This is a genomic window from Paenibacillus sp. FSL K6-1566, assembly GCF_038050475.1.
Lineage (GTDB): Bacteria > Bacillota > Bacilli > Paenibacillales > Paenibacillaceae > Paenibacillus_AQ > Paenibacillus_AQ lactis.
The window spans coordinates 3,149,682-3,172,144 of sequence record NZ_JBBOSR010000001.1 but is presented as its reverse complement, the minus strand read 5'-3'; the positions used below and the strand labels follow the sequence as shown (position 1 = coordinate 3,172,144).

The 22,463-nt window shown below is 50.6% G+C and carries 21 protein-coding genes; 2 read left to right on the top strand and 19 right to left on the bottom strand.

Features of this window, described 5'->3' with window-relative positions; translation table 11 throughout:
* Positions 1-228: 228 nt before the first annotated feature.
* The 11 genes from NST08_RS14010 to NST08_RS13960 all read right to left on the bottom strand — a co-directional run bounded on the left by NST08_RS14010 (position 229) and on the right by NST08_RS13960 (position 10,298).
* Positions 229-1,020 (bottom strand): sulfite exporter TauE/SafE family protein, encoded by a 792-nt coding sequence (locus NST08_RS14010; RefSeq protein WP_007130203.1) that lies wholly within the window; start codon positions 1,018-1,020, stop codon positions 229-231.
* Positions 1,021-1,037: 17 nt separating this feature from the next.
* Complete coding sequence (locus NST08_RS14005) at positions 1,038-1,787, bottom strand: spermidine synthase (protein WP_341341870.1); 750 nt, start codon at positions 1,785-1,787, stop codon at positions 1,038-1,040.
* A 194-nt stretch (positions 1,788-1,981) separates the two neighbouring features.
* Entirely contained in the window at positions 1,982-2,566 is a 585-nt protein-coding gene (locus tag NST08_RS14000; protein WP_341341869.1) for a GNAT family N-acetyltransferase, read from the bottom strand.
* Positions 2,567-2,767: 201 nt separating this feature from the next.
* Positions 2,768-3,226: a hypothetical protein gene (locus NST08_RS13995; protein WP_341342628.1), complete on the bottom strand. Its 459-nt coding sequence runs from the start codon at positions 3,224-3,226 to the stop codon at positions 2,768-2,770.
* Positions 3,227-3,251: 25 nt separating this feature from the next.
* On the bottom strand, positions 3,252-3,794 hold the full coding sequence (locus tag NST08_RS13990) for a TlpA disulfide reductase family protein (RefSeq protein ID WP_244152704.1): 543 nt from the start codon (positions 3,792-3,794) through the stop codon (positions 3,252-3,254).
* Between the two features lie 8 nt (positions 3,795-3,802).
* Positions 3,803-4,330: a MauE/DoxX family redox-associated membrane protein gene (locus NST08_RS13985; RefSeq protein WP_341341868.1), complete on the bottom strand. Its 528-nt coding sequence runs from the start codon at positions 4,328-4,330 to the stop codon at positions 3,803-3,805.
* 25 nt (positions 4,331-4,355) lie between these two features.
* Positions 4,356-5,000, bottom strand: a complete 645-nt coding sequence (locus NST08_RS13980; RefSeq protein ID WP_210095196.1) for a hypothetical protein — start codon at positions 4,998-5,000, stop codon at positions 4,356-4,358.
* Between the two features lie 352 nt (positions 5,001-5,352).
* On the bottom strand, positions 5,353-6,804 hold the full coding sequence (locus tag NST08_RS13975) for a carbon starvation CstA family protein (RefSeq protein WP_341341867.1): 1,452 nt from the start codon (positions 6,802-6,804) through the stop codon (positions 5,353-5,355).
* Positions 6,805-6,951: 147 nt separating this feature from the next.
* A complete protein-coding gene (locus NST08_RS13970; protein ID WP_341341866.1) occupies positions 6,952-7,689 on the bottom strand; it encodes a LytR/AlgR family response regulator transcription factor in 738 nt (245 codons plus the stop codon).
* Between the two features lie 20 nt (positions 7,690-7,709).
* Positions 7,710-9,467 carry a sensor histidine kinase gene (locus tag NST08_RS13965; RefSeq protein WP_341341865.1) on the bottom strand — a complete coding sequence of 586 codons (1,758 nt, stop codon included), beginning with the start codon at positions 9,465-9,467 and terminating at the stop codon, positions 7,710-7,712.
* 237 nt (positions 9,468-9,704) lie between these two features.
* Positions 9,705-10,298 (bottom strand): GNAT family N-acetyltransferase, encoded by a 594-nt coding sequence (locus NST08_RS13960; protein ID WP_341033187.1) that lies wholly within the window; start codon positions 10,296-10,298, stop codon positions 9,705-9,707.
* Between the two features lie 292 nt (positions 10,299-10,590).
* On the opposite strand from NST08_RS13960, the gene NST08_RS13955 reads away from it, so the two are divergent.
* Entirely contained in the window at positions 10,591-12,990 is a 2,400-nt protein-coding gene (locus NST08_RS13955; RefSeq protein ID WP_341341864.1) for an Ig-like domain-containing protein, read from the top strand.
* Between the two features lie 223 nt (positions 12,991-13,213).
* On the opposite strand, the gene NST08_RS13950 is transcribed toward NST08_RS13955, so the two are convergent.
* On the bottom strand, positions 13,214-13,924 hold the full coding sequence (locus tag NST08_RS13950; RefSeq protein WP_007130215.1) for a hypothetical protein: 711 nt from the start codon (positions 13,922-13,924) through the stop codon (positions 13,214-13,216).
* 303 nt (positions 13,925-14,227) lie between these two features.
* On the opposite strand from NST08_RS13950, the gene NST08_RS13945 reads away from it, so the two are divergent.
* Positions 14,228-14,683, top strand: coding sequence for an AraC family transcriptional regulator (locus NST08_RS13945; protein WP_341033185.1), 456 nt, complete (start codon positions 14,228-14,230; stop codon positions 14,681-14,683).
* A gap of 78 nt (positions 14,684-14,761) precedes the next feature.
* Here the strand turns inward: NST08_RS13945 and NST08_RS13940 are convergent, their stop codons facing one another.
* The 7 genes from NST08_RS13940 to NST08_RS13910 form a co-directional block, all read right to left on the bottom strand.
* Positions 14,762-15,415, bottom strand: a complete 654-nt coding sequence (locus NST08_RS13940) for an HD domain-containing protein (RefSeq protein WP_007130217.1) — start codon at positions 15,413-15,415, stop codon at positions 14,762-14,764.
* A gap of 427 nt (positions 15,416-15,842) precedes the next feature.
* Positions 15,843-16,490 carry a FusB/FusC family EF-G-binding protein gene (locus NST08_RS13935; RefSeq protein ID WP_341033184.1) on the bottom strand — a complete coding sequence of 216 codons (648 nt, stop codon included), beginning with the start codon at positions 16,488-16,490 and terminating at the stop codon, positions 15,843-15,845.
* Positions 16,491-16,746: 256 nt separating this feature from the next.
* Positions 16,747-17,664 carry an HPr(Ser) kinase/phosphatase gene (hprK, locus tag NST08_RS13930; RefSeq protein WP_144868740.1) on the bottom strand — a complete coding sequence of 306 codons (918 nt, stop codon included), beginning with the start codon at positions 17,662-17,664 and terminating at the stop codon, positions 16,747-16,749.
* 313 nt (positions 17,665-17,977) lie between these two features.
* Positions 17,978-19,462 carry an S-layer homology domain-containing protein gene (locus tag NST08_RS13925; RefSeq protein ID WP_341033183.1) on the bottom strand — a complete coding sequence of 495 codons (1,485 nt, stop codon included), beginning with the start codon at positions 19,460-19,462 and terminating at the stop codon, positions 17,978-17,980.
* A 131-nt stretch (positions 19,463-19,593) separates the two neighbouring features.
* A complete protein-coding gene (locus tag NST08_RS13920; protein WP_144868745.1) occupies positions 19,594-20,289 on the bottom strand; it encodes a winged helix-turn-helix domain-containing protein in 696 nt (231 codons plus the stop codon).
* A complete protein-coding gene (locus NST08_RS13915; protein ID WP_341033182.1) occupies positions 20,258-21,766 on the bottom strand; it encodes a sensor histidine kinase in 1,509 nt (502 codons plus the stop codon). Before NST08_RS13915 ends, NST08_RS13920 begins: the two co-directional genes overlap by 32 nt.
* A 186-nt stretch (positions 21,767-21,952) precedes the next feature.
* The gene (locus NST08_RS13910; RefSeq protein ID WP_341035025.1) at positions 21,953-22,435 is read right to left on the bottom strand and encodes a nucleoside deaminase; all 483 of its coding nucleotides are present in this window, start codon (positions 22,433-22,435) and stop codon (positions 21,953-21,955) included.
* Positions 22,436-22,463 lie beyond the last annotated feature (28 nt).

The window sequence follows — 22,463 nt, the reverse complement described above, 5'->3', positions numbered from 1 at the left end:
TTCATTATGGAATGGCGTGCATTCCGTTACAACGTTCATCTTTTTACTTTGCTTCTCCTTCATTTACCAACTCCACTCGGCACCTTGATAATGTCTAGACGTATAAAGGTTTTCGTGAAAATCCAGCTGACCCCTGATATGTACTTCGCTAAGCATAGAAAAAACCAACCAGATCACCCGGTTGGCTTAAACAAACGTAAATGGGCTCAACGCAAAAACCCGGACGCTCTATCCTTTAAACATCAGCCGGATCGCCACGATGAACAAGCATACCGACAATATCCGCACGATGACGAGCCCCGGTATTTTGGAGGCAAGCTTGGCACCGATTTGGCCCCCGGCCAGCGCTCCGATCGCAAGCCAAATGAACGTCCCCCATAACACATGGTCAAGCACGACATGAGAGATGGTTCCCACCAGCGAGGAGAGCAGAATCGAAAACATGGACGTTGCGGTGGCGATATGCGGCGGAAAGGCCAGAAACAGGATCATCGTAGGCACCATTACCGAGCCGCCGCCGATGCCGAACAAGCTGGAGATGAACCCGACAAAAAGCGCAACCCCGGAGCCGAACCACAAATTGAACGCATAGCGATGCTCGGCGCCGGAGGCATCGATGAAGTTTCTTGTCACCGTCGGCCGGAGGAAGCCGCCCCGGCTCTGGGTCGGCTTGAAGTTGATCACAACCGCCATCAGCATCAGGAAGAGTCCAAGCGCTATAAAAAAGACGCGGCTGCCCACAATGCTGGTTGTCCAGGCACCCAGCACAGAGCCCGGTATCATGGCTACCGAGAACGCCAGGCCGCTCCGGTAATCAATTCGTTTTTGCCTCGCATAGGCCCATGTGCTGGAGATCGCACTGACGAACAGAACGGCCATTGATGTGCCCGATATCTGGGACACCGGCATTGTATACATGAGGGCCAGTACCGGCACAATGATAAATCCGCCTCCAAGGCCGGCAATCGCCCCGCTCACCGCGGCCAGCATTCCAACAAGCACCAGCAAAACATATTCCATATGTATTCCATCCCTTCCTACGGACGATCCGTTATCACATAGCCCTGTTCAAGAGTTGCCTCCCGGAAGCCGGCCATATGACGCTCCTGATACAGAATAGGGCGCGCGGCTCCGATGAGAATGATATTTTGAATATCTGTGCGGCGATCGGACAGACGAAATGCCTTCGTATTGGAAAACACTGTATGGAGCGTCGTGTGGATCGCACGGATATAAGGGTCCCTTGTTCCTCGTCCAATCAGGTTCATAATCATAATACCCTGATCACGCAGCCTATCTGCCGCCATCATGAAAAATTCCGCAGAAGCCAGATGCCGCGGCGTTCCTTCCTTCGTAAAGGCATCCACAATAATAACGTCCAAAGTATCCTGAGCTTCCCTCTCCAGCAGCTCGCGCCCATCGCCAATTCTCACGGATTCAGCTTCGCTGCCGAAAAAGGTGCGGGCCAGCTCCGCCACCCGCTTGTCCACCTCGGCTGCCGTTATCCGCCTATTCGCATAATGGCGGGCTATCGTCCCGATGCCGTGCCCGATCAGGAACATGTCCTCGAAATCCGAATGATTGGCATCGATCAGGTGAATGATCGCTCTCGGGTACTCAAAGACGATCCGTTCCGGATCGTTCAGATCCAGCACTCCCTGCACCGCATCATCGGAGAACTCCAGCACGCGGAAACGCCCCTTCACGCCGTATAGCTCCTCTGTATCGTACACCTTCAATTCATGAACTTCACTCGTATCATGGAGCAATAAGCGCACCTTCACCATCCCCTTCGCGCCGTTGATTCTGACAGGATGATCCTCCTGCAGCTATCTTATTGTACACCCGATCGGGGACCCTCACACACAGGATTATGAAAAATATCGCTTTACGAGAAGAAGGCCCCCCCAATCTCTGGGGCGGCCGCAATCATATCCACCTGTCCATGGCTGACCATTTGGGTCGTAACTGTGACACGCGCTTATGACTCAACTTTTTCGGAATCGACACTATTTCGAAATGTGATGGAAACGTCGCCGAGCGATCTTCTCCAGATCATATGATGAAGGCCTTCGCCCCAATAATCCTGCAGGAGAACATCGGGTTCTCCAAACTTTTTCTTCCAGATGCTTTGGGCCGCAGAGTATCCGCTGTCCAGGCAAAATTCCCGGTATCCCCGCTCCATCATCGACAACCAAATGACGTTTAAGAGCAAGCTTCCGATTCCCCTGCCCTGATAATCCGGATGCACGAAAACGGTCCCCACCTCCATGATGTCCTGTTTGTTCCATGGAGCGTGCTGCCGGATCATGGCGTTTGGCGGCCCATATTCAATCGTGCCTACGACATGGCCATCGATCAGGGCAATTAGAAAGTACCGCTGTTCGCCTCCTGATTCCAAATCACGATTCAAGTATTGAATTTTCGATTCGATTTCCTGTTCGATATCCTCATCCAATTCCGACAGGCCTTCCTTGGCGAACGTATCGGTTACAACGATTCGAAAAAAATGCGCAAGCGCTTCGACATCAGCGTATGCGGGTCTCCGGATCTCAATGTCCTGCATCAGTCCCTCTCCTTATTCCCTTCATCAGCTCACAACGAATCGTTGCGTTCATTAACCTCGCTGTTTCTCCAATTATATCCTTAAAACGAGGACAAATCAGCCGAATATAAGGAATTGACGCTCTTAGAAAATTTGAGCGCGGCGGCATCCCATCACGACGTCGTGCGTCTCGCTGGATTGCATGAACACGCGGCCGATGCATTAATATGTGAAGGTCGATCTGCACGCGCAAATGATATATCTGCCATAAATATGTGCCCCTTGGTAGCAGCCTTTCATCCCGAATTCGGGATGAACATATTGCGAGATGCAATCCTGGCATTTGGCCCGTTGTCCGGGCGGATCGCTTGTATACCACCAGCCGGACGGATAAGGACACAGCCCTTTGCAGTCTCTAATAACGGATTTCGGCGTGCAGATGATATAATCGGGCGGACAGGAAGCATCTGCTCCGCAGCCGCTGCAATATTGACCGTGAGGCGGGCGGCATGGCCCGGCGGCAAAGGAAATACGAACCAGCTGCTCTTCGGGTCTCAGGAGGACTCTCGCCAGCAGCTCCGCTGTTTTTTGCGCGAAACGGTTCAAAATCGAGACTCGACTCGCTTTCCGGGTCAAGCGGCTGATCACCGTCTGGGCTTCTTCATCTTTATTTGCAGGCATGCGCCACACGCTTATCACCTCTTATTCAGGAAGCTATGGTTGCCTTCACGTAGGCTTCCAGCTGTTCGCGGCTGTTGACCAGTCCCTTGTGCCTGATTACGCCGCTGCCGTCAACCGCATAGGCATAAGGCGTGACTTGGACATCCAGCTGACGGGCAAGCTCGGAGGTAACCAGGACGGCTTCATCCTCGTAGCCAATCGTCGAGATGTACGATGCTGCATGCTCTGCGGATGAGAATAACAGAAGGACCGGCTTGACGTGGTGCTTCTTCGCGATGCGGGTAAAGTCCGGAATAATTTGTGCGCACTCTTTGCAGGTCGGCGATCCGAACAACAGGATGGCGGCGGTTCCGGCTAAGCCGCTCGTCGACCACGAGCTCCCTTGCAGATCGGTGGTGACGGCATCGGGAAGCTTGCGGCCGACCGGAATGCCGGATTGGTTGACGCCCCGGGCGGTCCCCATCACCATAATTCCCAGCTGTCTGAACAAGACGAGGTTAAGTAGAACCAACGGTACAACGAGGAGCCATAGAACAATATAGGAGATCCAAAAAAACGTGTTCATCATGCCCTCCTTTACCTCTGTTTGATGTACGGAGCATGCGGGGCGGCGAGCTCGCGGTATATCCGGATGGCATGAACGGCATCCGGTATGCCCACGATGACAAGCAGCGATACCAGGAGCAGCATGCCTTCCAGCAGAAATCCGTTCAGGGCGACTGCTTCTCGATAGTCAAACCATGCCGGATTGCTCCAGGCCATGCTGAGCAGTCCCATAAACCCGTTAATAGCAATGAGCGGCCACCCCAGCCGGGAATGAAATTGCGGACCGAGACAGCCGCAGTCTACCCTTCCTTTCTTCCGTATGTAATAGACAACTCCGATTCCCTGAACAAAGTATAGGACCGAAAGCAAGACAAAACTCATGGATGAGGGATATCCGTAAGTCATGGTGACGGCAAGGAACTGCAGCAATACAAGCAGCGCGTGCAGACGGGGACTGCCAGGGAAACGGTCCGGTTCGCCGAAGAAGGCGCTCCAGATGTAGCTGGTAACCGATAACAGCATGGGGAAGGTGGCGGAAATGGCAGCAATTTCATACATCGGAACGGCAGCCTCCCTTCTTAAATTAGGACAGGAGAATCCATAAGATGGATCCTGTCAGCAGCACGTAAGATGCGACTAGCCGCACGGCGCTAAGCAAGGTGCGCTTCAGCCATCTTTTTTCCAGCAGCATGTGGACGACGGACCGGATCAGGGGGAGACTAAATACAGTGCCCCGTATGAATCCGAAGCATATTCCCGCCAGGAGACTCAACCACCAAACCGGCGCAAATATCGATAATAGCATGTATGCATGAAACAGGACGCCGGCTTGAAGCGTAATAAACCCCATGCCCAGAATATGGCCCCAGAGCGCTGCGGAACGGTATCCCGCCTGCCGAATCCATTCCGACGGCACAATGAAATTACCCGAGGGCAGAAGTCCGGATTTATTAAACAGCTCTAACAGGATGAACACGGCAAACAATATGACGATGATTGCGTTATACAATGGCCCCAACGGGGTTAGAGACAGCAAATAATTGACGCCGCCGATCGCAAGCCCGGTCACCGCTCCTCCCAGCGTGCAGGAGAGCACATAGACGAGTGCATAAGCGGCTTTGTTCACCTTCGTGTTATCCAGGCTTCCAAGCACGTTCAACCCGCAGGTGGTATCGACGCTGGCAACCGCAGCGCTTGCGGCAAACAGGAACAGCAGCATGGTTAGCATCTTGCACACGCCCCCTTCACCATTTACACGTTTCTTTCATCATTTTATGAGCCGGTCGGATTGATTATATGTATAATTTCGTCAGGATGTTTGCGGGAAGCTTCTTGCAAGAAGTCTACGGTCCTTATCCTATGGAGCGGGCAGCGATGAAGGACGGTTCTGCGTTAAGCCGGATGACATCTCGGTCGAATGGAGCAGCCAAGCGATCGGCATAATGGCACCAGAGAAGGGAATAAGGGTTTGACCGATCACGGCAAAAAGGCACCGCAAACGCAGGCTGTAACTAACCTGCCGCGGTACCTTCAAACCATGGACTATAGATTAACTTGTGGATCCGTTTAAATTGTAGCTATCATGCAGCCTTGTTGAAGCCGGAGACATCCACATCCAGCGGAAGCTTGGCGGCTCGGGCTTTTTGTGCGGCTTTAAAGAAGATAATCACCAGAACCGCACTGATGACTGCGCCGACGATGTAGGAAGCGTTCATGGACAAACGGAAGCCGATTTGCGCGTTCAAAATATACACCGTCGTTGTGTACAGCATCATGGCGCCGGGAATCAGGGCCACCCAGAAGTTTTTGCGTGCGATGTATAAATACATCGCCCCGACAAACAGGGCAATCACGCCAGTCGCCTGGTTAGCCCAAGAGAAATAGCGCCATAGAATGTTAAAATCGATCTGCGTAAGCGCTATCGAAATGACAAAGAGCGGAACGGCAATGAGAAGCCGGCTCTTCATGCTAAGCTGCGGCAGCTTGATATAGTCGGCAATGATCATCCGCGCGCTGCGGAATGCCGTATCACCGGACGTAATCGGCAGAACGATAACCCCAAGCACAGCGAATGTACCAACAACCGCCCCAAGCGTGACCTTCGCGACTTCGCTTACGACAAGCCCCGTGCCGCCTGTTGCGAGCAGCTCATTCAGACCGGTCGAGCCGTGGAACAAGCTCATTGCCGCAGCAGCCCAGACCATGGCGATAATCCCTTCGGCGATCATCATGCCGTAGAAGATTTTGCGGCCCTGCCCCTCGCGCTGGGTCGTGCGCGAGATGATTGGCGTCTGAGTCGCGTGGAACCCCGACAAAGCTCCGCACGTAATCGTCAGGAACAGCAGCGGGAAGATCGGCAGATTGTCAGGATGCATATTGGTAAATGTCAGCTCGGGAATCGGCGCCTTCTGGATGATCAGCATCGCCCCGACGCCGACTGAGGCTATCAGCAGCAGCGCACCAAAGATCGGGTAGAAGCGGCCGATGATTTTATCGATGGGCAGCAGCGTTGCCAGGATATAATAGCCGAAGATGGCAACCGTAATCATCCACAAGCTGATAGAGCCATTCATCAGGTTGTGAAGCAGGCTTGCCGGCGAGGTGACGAATACCGTTCCTACCAGAATCAGCAGCAGAATTGCAAAAGCGTTGACTACATGCTTCATGACTTTGCCCAAGAATTTCCCGGCAAGCTCAGGAAGATGGGCACCGCGGTTGCGAATCGAGATCATGCCGGTCAGATAGTCATGCACGGCTCCCGCGAATATGCAGCCAAATACAATCCACAGAAAGGCAACCGGACCGTATAAGGCTCCCATGATGGGCCCGAAGATCGGTCCGACACCCGCGATGTTAAGCAGCTGGATCAGCGAGTTTTTGCCCGTACTCATCGGCAAGTAATCAACGCCATCCTGATTGACGTAAGCCGGCGTGGACCGCTCCTCTTTGACGCCGAATAACTTCTCAATATATTTTCCATACGTAAAATAACCGAGTATTAACAGCAGAATCGATACGATGAAGGTAATCATATCTATCGCCTCCTCCTTTGGAATCGCTTACATCGATTATAAGGAAATTCCTGCGGGCAGGAGGCAATTTGCGATTAACATGTCGTTTATACGGATTAAGATGCACAAAGTGCAGGTTAACATGCAAGGGAGTTTACGCAGGTCGTCCTACAGCTCCAATGCCTCACGAAAGGCCTTGGCGTAATTGCGGCTCACGGCCAGCAGCTCGCTGCTCCCCTTCAGCTCCAGCTGGTAGGCGCCATTAAACCATGGGACGAGTCTTTTAGCATACTTAAGATGAACGATGTAGCTTTTATGAATCCGAAAGAACGGGTACAGCCGAAGCTTTGCCTCCAGCTCCTTAAGCGGCGTTTTCACATGAAACACCTGATGGACGGTAACAATCTTGGAGAACGGATCTTCTCGGGATATATAAATAATGTCATCCGGATCGATAAAATGAATCTGCCCCTCCTCCTCCAACGACAGCTTGCCGCAGGACTTCATGGGCGCTGGCGATTGCTGCTTTGGCGTTAGAATCGCTTTTTCCAGTCTTCGGACCGTCTCAGACAGACGATCCTCATCGATGGGTTTCAGCAGATAGTCTATCGCCTCATACTGGAAGGCATCGGCGCCAAACTGCGGATACGCGGTGGCGAATACGATTTTCGGCGGCTTCTTCATTTCCAGCATGGCTTCGGCGGCCGCAAGTCCGTTCATGAGCGGCATTTCAACATCGAGAAATACCGCGTCGGGCTGCAGCTGCAGCGTCTTCAGCACCGCTTCTTCCCCTGATCCCGCTTCGCCCGTCACTTCAATGGAAGGGTACTGCATTAATAGAAATCCGAGCTCCTCCCGGCTGTATCGTTCATCATCCACAATGATGGTTCTGATTCGGTCTGTCATGATGCGCGTGATCCCTGCCTTTATCTAAACTTATCGTCAGCTGCCGAAGGCGCCGGCGGTATATGGAATACAACCTCGGTACCCTCTGACTCCTTGCTCTTAATCTTTAATGAAGCGGATCCCCCGTACATTAGCGTCAAACGCCGGTTAACGTTGAACACGGCCATTCCGGTGCCGGATGTGGATTGCATCATCTGAAGACCGAGCTGCCGCAGACGTTCAGCAGGAATTCCTTCTCCGTTATCCTTGATCATAACGGTCACGCCGGACGACGGCTTGCCGGTGATCCTGATGCGAATGATGCAATCATCCGTTTTGTTCCTGAAGCCGTGCCGAATGCAGTTTTCCACGAGCGGCTGCATCGTCAGCGGCGGAACAATAGCGTTCAGAGCCGACTCTTCAACCTCATATGAGATCGCAAGCTTATCCTCGAACCTGGTTTCTTCGATGCTCATATAGGAACGGATATGCTGCAGCTCCTCTTGAAGCGTCGCTTTCTCGACAGCAGCTGCCGATAAGTTCTGCCGGATATAATCCGACAAGCTCCGAAGCAGCTTGCGCGCTTTCACTGCATCAATCCTCGTTAGCGACAAAATCGTATTGAGCGCGTTAAACAGAAAATGCGGATGGATCTGTGCCTGAAGCGTCTTGATCTCGGCCTCCCTGGCCAGCTCCTTCGCTTCGGCAAGCTGAGCTGCTTCCAGCTGATAGCTTAACAGCATACTGAGCCCGGACATCAGCTCCGTGGTAACATGCGTAATATCCTTCTTGCTGGGGAAATAAAATTTAAGCGTCCCGACCGTCTCCCCTCCCTGCTTCAGCGGACCGACGATCGCCGCGCCAAGCGGACAATCCCGCATCTGGCATTGGATCTGATGCCGGTCGACAATCAGCAGCTCCCCCTTCTCGATAACGTGCCGGGTTACCTCTGTCTGCAGCGGGCGTCCAGGCGCATGGTGATCGTCTCCTATGCCGATATGGGCCAGGATGACACGGTCATCGGTCATCGCGATTGCGCTTGCCTTCACTTCCTCGAACAGAATCCGGCAGACCGCTTCGGCCGATTCGGGCTTCATGCCCTGCCGCATGTAACCGAGCGTCTTCCGGGCAATCCGAAGCGAGGTTTGGGCCTGTTGGGCTGCAGCCTTCTGTTCTTCATTGACTACGGATCGGATGATCAGCAGGAACAAGGCGCAGCCGATCCCATTGGCCACGATCATGGGAACCCCGATAAAAGCGACCAGGTTCAACGCCTGGTCGAAAGGCCTCGAAAGCAGCAGAATAATCAGCATCTGCAGCGACTCTGCCAGCGCTCCGAGGACTAAAGCTGCGGAGACGCTGATCTGCTCGTTCTTTTTCCGAAACAGACTTGCCAGGATGCCTGCCAGCATCGTCGCCAATCCGCAGGCAAGGCTTGTAAAGCCGCCTAACGTGAAGCGGTGCAGGCCTGCAACAAGCCCTGCCCCCAGACCGATCTTCCATCCGCCGAAAAGCCCGGCCATTGCAATACCAACCACCCGTGAGTTAGCTATGGCTTCTTCCTCGGACACCTGGAGCATCCATTTATTCACGGCAAGCGACTCTGTGCTGACTGTAATGCCGGTATACGTTCCGACAATGCCCAGCACCCCGAAGACCAGAACGGCCTGGAGCCGCTGAACGGAGGACAGCTTGTCCTGGCTCAGCATCGTACGGAAAAATCGCAGCCGGGTCACGATAAAAGCGATCGTAACAATAATGCCGATCCTTTCCGTCATCGTGATCAGCAATTCGAACATGGCGTCACCTCAGTTCATATCCCGTTAGTCATAACCATCGCCTATATGCAGTATACCGTCAAGACTGCGCTCCATACCAGCCTCAGCGGACTAAAGAATACGCGAAGCACACAAAAAGCCCCCTTTCGCATAGGTCCCTATGCGTCCGAGGGCAACTTGCAGAAGTGCTCGATTAACACGGTTTCTTAATTATCGATCAATTTCAATCAAAATTTATTTCGTGCAGAAGCTCGGCGTTTAATCCTCCGGTGTCCACTCCATATAAATGCGGTATTTAAACCCTACAACTTCGGCATTGCTTTCCGCTTTCCGCTCAATCTCTCGGAACCCTAATTTCGAGTAAATCCGATGTGCGGCTTCGTTGGCATCGGTAACCTCAAGAACATAGCGGCGATAGGGCAGCTTCTCCACTACAAAGTTCAACAAACCAGTGGAGATGCCCTTTCCGCGATTACGGGTCAATGTCGCCACACATTCGATATACCCCGTCTTGTCATCGTAAGGCAAAGCGGTATTAAACTCATTTTTCATGACATGGTAAGCCAGTTCCCCCGTTTGCACGCCGAAAGCGTTCCGAAGCGGCTCCAGTTCGACCGGCATTGCCCGCTGCCGATTGTTGGAGCAAGCCAGTATACCGGCAACCCTGCCGTTGAGTTCGGCCACATAGAAGACCTCGGAGCTAAACAGATCTTTGAAGGCGGAAATGAGGGTCGAGCGGTCCTTCGTGAAATAAGATAATTCCTCATAATACCCATCCACGAATACCTCAGCCACCTCATACCGTACGTCACGACCCGCTTCGGCCATATTATAAATCGCGATTGAATCCATCCATCATTCCTCCTGTCCAAGAAAATCCTTTCAACCAGCTGCACATCCTATTCATCCAACGTTCGTTTAAGAACAGAATACATAACATTCCGCCGGGTTTACACCGTCTTCAGAATAAAATGATGATCCGTCTAAAGACGGATAGGCGGCGGCAGTTCTAAACCTCTAATTTCGAAATAATTAAAAGTAAGCGCTTTAATGATGTTCATATCTGATTTCTTGCATCTAGCGTTTAAGGCTGCCGGGTTGGTCAAGTACGTTTATACATCTCAATGACAAGGGTGTGAAAAGAATGTTGAAAAGCTCAAGGTTTCGCAAATGTGGACTCTTGTTCCTGACGGCAATTCTGCTCGCTGTCTGTATTCCCCTCCCTTCTGCCAAAGCGGCAGCGCTTATCACAATTGATTCTCATCAGGATGGACAAACCATTCAGCCGGGTAAAGCCGAGTTGTCCGGCACCTACTCCGGCGTCTATGATCTCGAACTGATCGTGAATGGTAATATGGTGGAAGACGTCCACATGGATGATCCGGACGGTGATGACAGCGGGACTTGGTCTTATTCGCTTGATACGACTCAGCTGGACGGGGCCATAGAAATTGTCCTCAAATCCAAAGATGTTGTAACCCGGTACGGAGTTTGGTCTCCATGGATTTACTTGAACGTAGATAATCCCCCGGCGAACATACCTCAAGTTCAAATCGTAAGTCCTGCCGAAAACACACGGCTTCGAAATAAAGTCGACGTCCAGATTTCAGCCGTAGGCAAAAATCCGATTTCGCGCGTCGAGCTCCGAATCGACGGGGGCGGGTGGATCCCGGTTCTGCCGGCCAAGAAAGGATATTTATATACCTGGGATACCCGTCAATCAACGCAGCCGGTCCACAGCCTGGAAGCCAGAGCAACCGATACGCACGGCAATACAGGCTACAGCTTATCCGTCTATGCGCAAACCGGAATTACTGCATCCGGCAGTATTTCGGCTGCCAGTGCTGCCGTCACTAGCGACGTTTACGGGGATGAACCGAACTTTGGCCAGGATCGTGCTACGGTAATGGACAGCGTCTATTTGGAGTCCGTTCCCCCAGAAACCGTTACGGAACATGTATACGGTCCGGATCAACCCCTTCCCGATCAGGACCGAGCAATCTGGATATGGGAAAATGCCTCCTATCCTTTGGTGCTGAACCCGAATGCGCGTTATTCACTCGCTGCCATGGCGAAGGATACCGCTACCTTTGATCAGCGCCCCATCAAGACGCTGTATCTGGCAGTCGGACAGTTTCAAGGAGCCATGATGCTGGAGGATTATCGAAATGAAGTGCAGCGGTTTATTACGTGGGCGCATGAAGAAGGCTTTGATGTGCAGGCATTGATTGCCGGCGGTACCAAGCCTCCCTACTTCGGGGCTTACAGCCGTTATCATGCACAGGCGGTTAAGGAATTCGAGCAGGTATTGAATTATAATCTCGCCTCCGAAGCATCCGCCCGGTTTGACGGAATCAATCTGGACACGGAACCGTATATCCTGCCTGATTTCAAAACGGCAAAGCCCTCCGTACAAATTCAGTATCTGGATATGCTGAAGCTGCTCATGTCACGCAAAGACGCGTCCGGACTTTCGCTCTCGGTCGGGGCTGCGATTCCAAGATGGTATGATTCTTCGGCGGATGCCAGCAATATCACCTGGAATGGGGAGACGAAGTGGTTGTCCGAGCACATTCAGGACACGGCTGATTACATCTCCATCATGAATTATCGCGATCAGGCCGAAGGTTCTGCAGGCATTATTGCCCATGCCGTAAACGAGCTGGCTTATGCCTCCAAGATCGGGAAACCCAAATCCGTTGTGATCGGAGTCGAAACGAAAGACATCGCCGATGGCGGAGATCCGGAGACCATCAGCTTCCACGAGGAAGGTCGGCTCTATATGGAGCAGGAGTTAAATAAGGTTTACGCCGCTTTCGAAAGCGATCCTGCATTTGGCGGCATTGCTATCCACCACTACACTTCGCTGGTCGACTTCCCGAGTGAGTGGGGGCCTAACGGATTCAAATGGCAGCCTCCAGCAGACAATGAGCCTCCCGGCCAAGTCGGCCGGGTATCTGCGGCCGCATTCGATTACCAGCGGATCGACATTCATTATGATATGGCCATGGACAACAGCGCCGTGAACGAATACCGGATCTATCGCGGCACCGATGCAGCATTCGAGATTGGACCGGATACGTATGCAGGTTCATCGAAGACCCTATCTTTCGAGGATACCGGGCTGCTGCCTGGCACGACGTACCACTACAAAATAACGGCCGTTGACATCAGCGGCAATGAAGGATCACCCAGCGCTGCGGCAGTGGCAACGACCGCTCCATCCGCAATGAAGCCCATGATCATTGACCATATGGCCATTCTCTATAATGAAGGCGTCGCTACGGTTACCATCCAGGTCGTTGACATGGAGACGAAGCAGCCGATACCCGCTGCTAAGATCAGCGGACGGTTCACCCATATGGCTGGAAAGTATGTGCTAGGAGTGACAAATACGGATGGCATGTTCACCTCCCGTTCTGAACTCATCTCTCTGCCGAGCGGCGAGATCGGTTTTCTCCCGCGGCGCATCATCGCAGACTCCTATTATTGGGCAAGCGCATATGATCAGCACCCCTACCCGACCGTCATTTGGGAGCCTTAAGAGCTGCTGGCAATACAAATCGTTCTTCTGTACGAGTTAACGGCTTGATTGGCGCTTAATCGATCGGGATTTTAATCGAAGCAGTAAAAGGGACCGTTCCCTTCTCAGCAGAAGGGGGAACGGTCCCTTTTCATATAGGAGTTATTTCAACTCTTGGTTCATGAACACCAATCTGTCGATTCTTGATCTATCGTTCATATGTAAACCCTGTCCATTACAGGTTTTACGAAGATATATCCTCCAGCAATTCTTGAAGACGCTGCTTTTCTTCAATTAATCGCTCAAATGCGCTTCGATTCAAATTTATCGCATTGATTTCAGCAAGCGTTTCATTCAATTCCGCGGCTCGCTCTAAATTGAATTCGATCTCAAGCTTTAATATGAGTAACTTCGCATATAAAATCTGAGACATTTCTTCTTTTTTACCTGTAAGTCCTTCAATGATTTTATATGCGGTTCGATAGTCGTTTTTAGAATGCGCTAATGTATATGCGCTATAGAATCGTTTTTCAATGGTAGAGGTACCCGTTGAATGTGGATTTCCTCGACCTTCCCTTTCTTTTTTTTGCCCTATAATCAGATAATTCCCTGCAGGATCTACAAGATTAAAGCGAATATCTTCTTTATTGGTGCTTATTTTTGTAATTCTAGGCTCTCCGCTTCGGAACACTTTTCCGTATACCTTTTTTAAATTCGCTATAAATTCAGAGTATACACTTTCAACATCCTCAACAAGAATATAAGCGCCATTTATGGATTTTTCTTTTTCATAATTTTTCTGCCTCGTGAAACTCACCTCACCTATTCGATGCTTCACGGCTGCATATCCATAAGGAACGGATTGCATATAGGTTACGTCAAATCCAAGGGCTTCGTAAAACACAACAACCTCTTCTAGTGATTTGCAAGGAAAAATAGGAATCGTTTTATTCATTATCCCCCACCTTTCTTACTGCATTTTTTAATGTACACTTCTATCGTACAACATTCGTGCAAATGATAATGTTTGGCTAAAAGTCATCAATTATATAAAGGGATCAACGTTGGAAAGCAGTCATCTGCTTTAACGATTCGTGGCAATGATTACGAACATGATGCGTTAGAAATCGGAGCAGCAAGGGGACCGATCGTTACCTCTGATAAATTATGAATGCATCGATAATTTCCTTTAGATATTTTTTATAACATGTTAGCATCAAATTGCAGCACCCAATTTACCAAAGAAAGGAAATTAAAAATGACGAATATGACCGTCGAGCATCTTCCAACCTACCGTATTGCCTATGTACGACAAGTTGGCCCGTACGGCCCTGCCAATGCCGAGGCGATGGAAAAGTTAAAAGAGTGGGCTATGGAGCGAGAGCTTCTCACAACTTCGGCCATCCTGTTTGGAATTCCGCAAGACAATCCCGCAACAACACCTCCCGAAAATTGCAGGTACGATGCCTGCATTGTCATTTCGGAGGATTACGAAATCGCCGGATCCATCAACGAAAGCGAGCTCGTCGGCGGAACCTATGCCATTTATAAAATCAAACACACCGCTGAAGAAGTACAAAGGGCATGGAGTGAAGTTCTCCCCTTTATTCAAAGCAAAGGCTATCAAATGGATAACAGACCGGTCATCGAAAGATATACGGGTGAAATGATAACCAATCATTCATGTGAAATTTGTATCCCCATCATAGCCTGACAGATTATCATGCCGCACCTAAATAAAAGAAGAACAAGGGGTTATCGGCAAGCGATCCCTTCTTGTTCTTCTTTCGATTTACGATTTAGCCAATATCCCTTGTTCAACGGAGCTTTCGATGATGGACTGCGCCACTTCCCATAATGTCCTTGATCCATTCTTGATCTCTTGATTCCGGTTTATGACCTGCTCACTTGTAATCTGATATTTCTGCCAGGTATCTCCCTGGTTTAAATGATTATGGATAAGCGGTTGTAATCGATCAAGTGAGGAAGCGAACTTGGCTTCGTCCGTCTCCTTCCTCTCAAATTCTAACCATAGATTCATAAATTCCTCTTCCTGCTCTGGCGGAAGCATGCCAAACAACCTCTGGGCTGCTTGCATTTCCCGTTCAAACTTATCACTGTGCCCGGCCGTATCATAAGCGAATGTGTCGCCGGCATCGATTTCGACCAAATCATGGATAAGCAGCATCTTGAGCACTTTGAGGAGGTCGATTGAACGGTTCGAATGCTGATGCAGCACAAGAGCCATCATTGCAAGATGCCACGTGTGTTCCGCATCGTTCTCAAGCCTTGGCCCGTGAATAATCTTAGTTCTTCGTTCAATGGTTTTAAGCTTGTCGATTTCAACAATGAAATTGATTTGTTCTTTAAGCAGGTTCTCCACCAGAATTTCCCCTTTATCAGTTCGTGTAGTATTGTTAGCGTGTTCGTAAAAATAAACTACCATGTGCCGTTCTTTATGTACTTTGATTTTGTGCCGTCAATATCATTCTTCAATTCTATGGATGATATGAAGGGGGTGAGCCTAATCTTAAAAGATAAGGCTCACCCGTTTTTACTTATGCGCGATGCTTTTTGTGTTTCTCACACTTTACAATCACTTTTTGTCCAGGCTTGAGGACAATCACTAGAACCTTATCATGGTGTTTTTTCATGAAAAATCCTCCCTTCGAGAAAGATAATATAATATATGTAAATTTAAGAGAATGACTTAGACGCTATGGCAATTAAATCTTCGATTAGACTCTTGCAACGTTGTATGACTCCATCTTCGCGGCTGATGACAAAAATGAAGTCAATCGGAGCTTTGTATCGCACCTGGCCAGATCTATAGTAAAAGGCTGCCTTTGGGGCAGCCCTAACCTTATTAACGTTTATTTGCTAACTGAAAGAATAAACTTCTCCAATGATCCCGTAGCCGTAATGCACTGATTACATGCTTGATTGTCCATACAGACGTAATGACCAACCGAAGAGAAATTATCCGGTGAAGCGAAAGCAGATTTGGTTCTGACCGAGAAGTATGCAAGCTCTTGATGTCGATTGCAGAACAGGCAGTACCCCTTCTTGTGTGTCGGCGTTATTCTGCCCTCGATCCCGATGAACTTCCCTTCGAACGGATAGACAATGAACAAACGGCTTGTTGCAATATCCACCCAGCTCAAATACGTCGTATACCGAAAATCGATGGATCCTAGATCAGGCACTTTCAGTTTTTTATTTTTAGGGAACAGCTTCTGAATCTGTTTGACCGTAATCGGCGGATAAGGCTCCATATACGGCTCCAATGCGTTAAGATATCTTTGGAAATCATTGGCCGTCTCGAGAGTCGTGATCTCCTCAAACAGCTTCTTCTGATCCTGTGTCAGATCAGGGAATGCTTCCGTGATGTTCACGACGGAACGATATCTAACGGTTTCCAAGACGCTCCGATCCGCGGCGGTTCGCAGGGTCTTCTGAATGAAATCGGCTTGCTTTTTAATGACGTTGAATTGATGGTTTCTAATAAATGGTGTACTCACAGCTCTTCAGCCCCTTATTTTTTATGAAAAATGAATAAGGTGCAAAGCCTATTATTAGAAACGATAACATCCAAGGCTGGGCGATGGAATTCCTTCGATCGCACCCATGCAAAGTATCGCCCTAGTTAGGCTTTGCATGAGCACTTCCTAGTAAATAAGCAATCTCGCATTGCCATCGGTACTACCCCCAATCTCATAACATGCGAAAAGTATATCAGGAAATACCATTGGGCGCAATTTAGAATGGCGACTGCGGTCAAGACTTCATCTCATTCTCAATCCGGCTCATAAAGTCTTCAGCCGCGCTGTAGCCGAGTTGTTTAAGATACCAATTGTTAGCCGCCGCTTCGATCAGGCCGGCAACATCACGTCCTGGTTGAAGCTGAACCTCGATATGCGGAATTTGGATGCCTAAGTACTCCGTGAACTGTGGGACCGCCTCCAATTCATTGTTTAGCGAGTCTCCTTGCCATGGCGACAGCTCGATATCAAGCACAATTCGCGTCTCGTCCTGAAACGCCGTGCGCCCGTATTGGCGTACCACATTGATCAGTCCGATGCTTCGCAGCGCCAGGAACTCGCGGCTGATCTCATTATGAGTACCAAGAAGTGTCGTCGGCCCCAGCTTCTTAAGCACCACGATATCATCTGCGACGAACCGGTGTCCTTTTCGGATTAGAGTGTGTGCTGTCTCGCTTTTGCCAATCCCGGATTTGCCCCTGAGCAGGATGCCTATGCCCGATACATTCACACAGACCCCATGGATGGACATCTCTGGTGCCAGCGTCTTCACTAAATAGCTGTTGAGCTTCGCGATAAATTCCGTTGTGGTCTCGGTCGTCCGCAGTAAAGGAATGCCTTCTTGATTGCAGAAAAGGGTCAGATAAGGGATCTCCTGCTGTCCCGACGTTACAATAAAGCACGGCGGATGATATTTAACGATGTTGCCGATATGTAACTTGCGTTCCTCTATACTAAGCGTAAGCAAGTAGTTAATTTCCTTGCGTCCAAGCACCTGCACTCGCTCCATAGGAAAAAAGTTAAAATACCCGACAAACTCAAGCCCCGGCCTGTGCGTCTGGGCACGGGTGATCAAACGATCCATACGGTCGGCTCCTGCAAGCACTTCTAATTGAAATTTTTCCGTAAGACTTTGAACGGTGATCGACTTCATGTTGTTCTCCTCCTGCGGCTAAAGGTGCCTGTAGTACACCTGAGATTTATTGTGGTCCTCCGATATATTCAACGGCCATCAGGGGCTTTCCTGCATATTTGTGGGATAAGGGCTGGCACAAGTGAAATCTGTTTCGTTCTCTTTACCTTCAGAAATGAAACGTTTGAAGATGATGCATGCAATTCATGATTGGGCAAAGCATAGCGAATCCTACAAAAAAAATGACCCTGCCGCCTCAAGCATGCAGGGTCAATTTATTTATTTCTCCACGTTCATGGCAGGGAATCGTTCATCTTGCGGCTTCATCCGAACATTACGGTGCAAAGGTCAGCTCAGCCTTGGATTCGCCGGCCCAATCACCGACTGGAGTCACGACATACGTTGCGCCTGCTGTCAGTTTGCTGCCCTGCGCAAGTTCGAATACGCCTGCTTCCCCTTTGCGGCTGGAATATTTATAGGCGGCTGTCCGTTTATTCCCCTCTGCATCCGTCAATTCCACGCTGCGGCCGGAGAACAATTCATCGCCCGGATCCTCCGCGAGCGTTACGACGATGGAGGTTTCACTAGCAGCCTCGGCTTTAACGATATGGAGCGGGTCCATCTCCTTGGCTACGAAGGTTGGGTTAGCAATTTGCGCCCAATCCGAAGTAACCGTGTACGTAACGCCAGGCTTCAGGACTTGACCCTCCGGCAAGCGAAATTTCGGTTCTTGTTTGCCGTCTGTGGACTGCGTGAACGGAACGTATTTGGCTGTGATCGGCTGTCCGCCTTCCGGCGTGATCGTCACCTCTCTGGCTTGGCCGGAGGAAATGATCTGGTACTCGACCCCATCCGCCCGGTTGTTCTCATCCAAGATGAACGCATTTTCCCCGCGACCGGCACTATAGGCGGAAATGACGTAGCCGTAATCGACAACCCCGTTCGCCTTGAGTGCCTCCAGCTCAAACGTATCGTTGGCCACCTGTCTAACCTCTGTCATGTCAAGCTTATCAGAGTTGCCCGCAAAGCTGCCCGCATCCTTGCCCTTATAAGCCAGCGTGTAGGTTGCCCCTGGCTGCTGTACGGAAGTAGGGACGATATACGTTGCAATCGAGCCGGTTTTTAGACGCGGCATATTCGTCAGGGTAAGTCCGTTCGTAAAGACAAAATCCTCTTTAGCTTGAGCAAATGCTTCATTTTCGGCCGTAAGCGGGGCGTCGAAGGTAACGATCAACGTTATAGCGTTTAAGGCACGGACGTTTGTAATTTTGGCATTTGCCGAAGGGATCGCCTGACGGGCTTTATCCAGCAAGAACGCTGCTTCGCCACGGGTGGTGCTGTCATTCTCTGAGAAGAACGGCTCCGCCCAGTAATGCACGGATTTTACATCCCGTTTCAACGCTTTGGCCACGATCTGCACCAGCTCGGCGTTTGTTACGGATCCGCTTGGGTCAAATCGTCCGTCTTCCGCCTGCATAATATCGAGCGATGCCAGCGCTGCTGCGTACGGGAAGGACCAATGACTCGGAAGTGTATCCGTTATGTGAGCTGGCAAAGCTGGCGGACCTTCGAGGCCAAACGTAAGAGCGACCAGCTTCGCCAATTCGGCGCGGGTAATGTCGTTCTGCATTCTCATCGAACCATCCTGGTAACCATGGATGATGCCAAGCCGGCTCAGTTCATTGATCGCTCCTTGAAGGTCCTGCGAGGTAATGGGTGCCAGAGCGGCGTTTGCCGGCTGTGCGGCCAATGGCAAGGATGCGGTGCCAAGGGCTGCTGCCAGCATAAGGACAGCCAGTTTAGTCGAATATTTATTCATCGTTAAGTCCTCCTTAAGCTTCATAGGTGCGATTCTGCTCGCCCTACCTATAGATTAAAGGAGAAGCCTAAACGCCTAAGAAACCGGGTATTAACCGTTTCGAAAATGTTTATTAACAATTTCTAAACTCGTTATACGGAAAAGCGGTAGCCCGCCCCCCACACGGTCTCGATATATTGCGGATTCGAAGGATCCACCTCTATCTTCTCACGCAATCTGCGGACGTGAACCGTCACGGTTGCGATATCCCCGTTCGAATCCATGCCCCATATCCGTTCAAACAGTTCATTCTTACTAAAGACGCGATTCGGATGACTTGCCAAAAACTCCAGCAGGCTAAACTCGCGGGTCGTAAATATCACTTCCTGGTTGCGGACGTGGACCCGGCGGGCTGCTTTGTCAATAACAAGACCACGGAGACGGATTTCCGACCGGGGATCAGTCCCCGTTTTACCTGTTAACCGCTCATATCTTGCCAGGTGCGCCTTGGCTCGCGCAACCAGCTCCCCGGGGCTGAACGGCTTGGTAATGTAATCGTCGGCACCGAGATGAAAGGCACGGATCTTATCAATTTCTTCTTTTTTGGCGGAAACGATTAAGATCGGCACCTCCTTCGCTTGCCTGATTTGTCTGCATACATCATATCCGCCGATCCCCGGAAGCTGCAGGTCGACGATGATGAGATTGTAATCGTTGTCCAGAGCAAGCCGAAGTCCTTCATTGCCGGTATGGCATAAATCGACGAGATACCCGTTCAACTCAAAATAGTCCCGCTCCAGCTGTGCGATCGTAATTTCATCCTCGATGATCAGAATCCGGGTTGTCATCTGTATGTGTCCCTCCTAGGTCCTTCGTTCTTCTTAGCTTGAAGTAAAAGCTCGTGCCGACGCCAAGCTCGCTGCTCACCCATATCGAGCCTCCGTGGCCCTCGATGATCTGACGAGCGATCGCTAGTCCGAGTCCGCTGCCGCCTGTTGAGGAATTGCGCGATCGTTCGGCGCGGTAGAAGCGCTCGAAAATATGCGGGAGGTCTTCGGATGAGATTCCCATCCCGTTATCCTGTATTTCAACAGTGACCCATTCCGGCGATGCTTGCACCGAAATGAGAATGAACTTGTCTTCTTTGTTCATGAAATTTTGGGCGTTTCCAATGATATTAAGCATGGCGCGCTTTAATTTTTCCAGATCGGCTACAACCTCAATATCCCTGCTCGGGCGCTCGCCCCACTTCAGCAAGATTCCCTTCTCTTCCATTTCGTAATGCAGCTCATCCATGCAGTCGTCCAGAAAGCTGACGATGCTCACATTCTCGAACAAGAACGGAATTTGCTTTAAGTCCAGCTTGGAGTACAGAAACAGCTCGTCCACCAGCTTATCCAGGTCGATCGTTTTGGAATAGATGATATTGACGTACTTGTCCATCTTCTCCGGGGTATCAGCGACCCCATCACGAATGCCTTCAATGTATCCTTTGATGTTCGTAATCGGGGTACGCAAATCGTGCGAAATATTGGATATCAGTTCCTTCCGATTCTCTTCGTCCTGCAAACGGAGCTGCACCGATTCATACAACCGCTTGCGCATATTCTCGAATGCCTCGTTCAGCAGACCGATCTCGTCTTTGGAACGCAAATCGAGTGCAAACAGCAAATTCCCTTCCATGATGTGCTCAGTCGAGCTTCGAAGCAGATTCAGCGGTTTGACCACACTGCGGGTAATCCAGCGATATAGCATCGCGTTCGCGATGACGATGATGCCGATAAGCAGCACCAGGATCATAGGGAGCAGCTTACGGGTCACTTCGCCGAAAGGGCTGCGTTCATGAATAACATAAACACTCCCTTTCGCCCCATCCGAGTACCGAAAGTCGAATTTGGCATAAGCGTAAAACCGTTCGCCGATGTTGAATGTATCGCGAATATGGTGGTTGTCCAGCTCATAGGGAGGCAGATGCTCCTCCAATTCGGGCTGGTTGAACGTATGCGATTCGAAGACTTGATTGCTCTCCCGGCGAACGTAAAGACCGGCCCGCACCGTTTTCAGCTTGAAATCGTAATCCTGCAGCAGCTCCTGGTTCATCAGCTCATCCGGTTCATTTTTGGCAAGGTACTTCAATTCAAGGAAGATGGATTCCTCCTCCTCCGTCAGCGGGTTGAGCTGATAATGCACTTTATAGAAATCCCGGAAGCTGTGAATATCCCCCGTCGCCGCGATGGTGAACAAACTGGCCGTCAGGGCGAATACGAGCAGGCTGACAAGAAGCATGCCTGTGTAGGACAGCAATAATTTGATTCGAATGGACATACGCTCACCTCGCTGCGAATTGCAATGCACGGTTAGTGCATAAGAGTCAATGCCATACCGCTTGATGCTATATAGAAACGAGAAGCCTCCTGATCCACCTTCAAAGTGGCTGAGGAGGCTTCGATTCATTGGATATTGGATATCCGTTATCCCCGATTCGAGCATGGTGAACAACGCATGGCGGACTTATTTTCGCTTGGAATGGAATTGACGATGGAGCTCCCGAACCTCTTGGGCCAGCTCGGGTACCGGACCGTCTATGGCCGTATCACGGATAACCTCTTGAATCGGAAGATTTCGTACACGGGGTGCCGCAACTCCCATTTCCTCAAGCCATTCTGCCAGCTGTTTCGAGGAGCATGCGTATACAATCCGACCTAGTCCAACCCAGCCGTGGGCCGCTGCGCACATTGGGCAATGTTCGCCCGAGGTATACACGGTCGCCTTCGCTCTCTCCTCAGGCGTCATGTGATTAGCCGCCCACCGCGCTAATGCAAATTCCGGATGCTGCGTATGGTCCCCGCCGGCAACATGGTTATGGTCTTCGGCAAGCACGTCTCCGTCTGCGGATACAAGCACGGAGCCGAATGGCTCGTCGCCTGCCTCAAGCGCCTCCTTCGCGAGCTCAACGCATCGCTTTAGATGCTTCAGATCGATATCGTTTATCATCAATGGAATCCTCCTCATCGAAACATTT

Coding starts and splice junctions, on each gene's coding strand:
- NST08_RS13920 (WP_144868745.1), bottom strand. CDS start 20,289: ATGACAACCCGGATTCTGATCATCGAGGATGAAATTACGATCGCACAG.
- NST08_RS13955 (WP_341341864.1), top strand. CDS start 10,591: ATGTTGAAAAGCTCAAGGTTTCGCAAATGTGGACTCTTGTTCCTGACG.
- NST08_RS14010 (WP_007130203.1), bottom strand. CDS start 1,020: ATGGAATATGTTTTGCTGGTGCTTGTTGGAATGCTGGCCGCGGTGAGC.
- NST08_RS13985 (WP_341341868.1), bottom strand. CDS start 4,330: ATGTATGAAATTGCTGCCATTTCCGCCACCTTCCCCATGCTGTTATCG.
- NST08_RS14005 (WP_341341870.1), bottom strand. CDS start 1,787: ATGGTGAAGGTGCGCTTATTGCTCCATGATACGAGTGAAGTTCATGAA.
- NST08_RS13915 (WP_341033182.1), bottom strand. CDS start 21,766: ATGTCCATTCGAATCAAATTATTGCTGTCCTACACAGGCATGCTTCTT.
- NST08_RS13960 (WP_341033187.1), bottom strand. CDS start 10,298: ATGGATTCAATCGCGATTTATAATATGGCCGAAGCGGGTCGTGACGTA.
- NST08_RS13995 (WP_341342628.1), bottom strand. CDS start 3,226: ATGCCTGCAAATAAAGATGAAGAAGCCCAGACGGTGATCAGCCGCTTG.
- NST08_RS13980 (WP_210095196.1), bottom strand. CDS start 5,000: ATGCTAACCATGCTGCTGTTCCTGTTTGCCGCAAGCGCTGCGGTTGCC.
- NST08_RS13910 (WP_341035025.1), bottom strand. CDS start 22,435: ATGATAAACGATATCGATCTGAAGCATCTAAAGCGATGCGTTGAGCTC.
- NST08_RS13925 (WP_341033183.1), bottom strand. CDS start 19,462: ATGAATAAATATTCGACTAAACTGGCTGTCCTTATGCTGGCAGCAGCC.
- NST08_RS13990 (WP_244152704.1), bottom strand. CDS start 3,794: ATGATGAACACGTTTTTTTGGATCTCCTATATTGTTCTATGGCTCCTC.
- NST08_RS13970 (WP_341341866.1), bottom strand. CDS start 7,689: ATGACAGACCGAATCAGAACCATCATTGTGGATGATGAACGATACAGC.
- hprK (WP_144868740.1), bottom strand. CDS start 17,664: ATGAAGTCGATCACCGTTCAAAGTCTTACGGAAAAATTTCAATTAGAA.
- NST08_RS13965 (WP_341341865.1), bottom strand. CDS start 9,467: ATGTTCGAATTGCTGATCACGATGACGGAAAGGATCGGCATTATTGTT.
- NST08_RS13975 (WP_341341867.1), bottom strand. CDS start 6,804: ATGATTACCTTCATCGTATCGATTCTGCTGTTAATACTCGGTTATTTT.
- NST08_RS14000 (WP_341341869.1), bottom strand. CDS start 2,566: ATGCAGGACATTGAGATCCGGAGACCCGCATACGCTGATGTCGAAGCG.
- NST08_RS13950 (WP_007130215.1), bottom strand. CDS start 13,924: ATGAATAAAACGATTCCTATTTTTCCTTGCAAATCACTAGAAGAGGTT.
- NST08_RS13945 (WP_341033185.1), top strand. CDS start 14,228: ATGACGAATATGACCGTCGAGCATCTTCCAACCTACCGTATTGCCTAT.
- NST08_RS13940 (WP_007130217.1), bottom strand. CDS start 15,415: ATGGTAGTTTATTTTTACGAACACGCTAACAATACTACACGAACTGAT.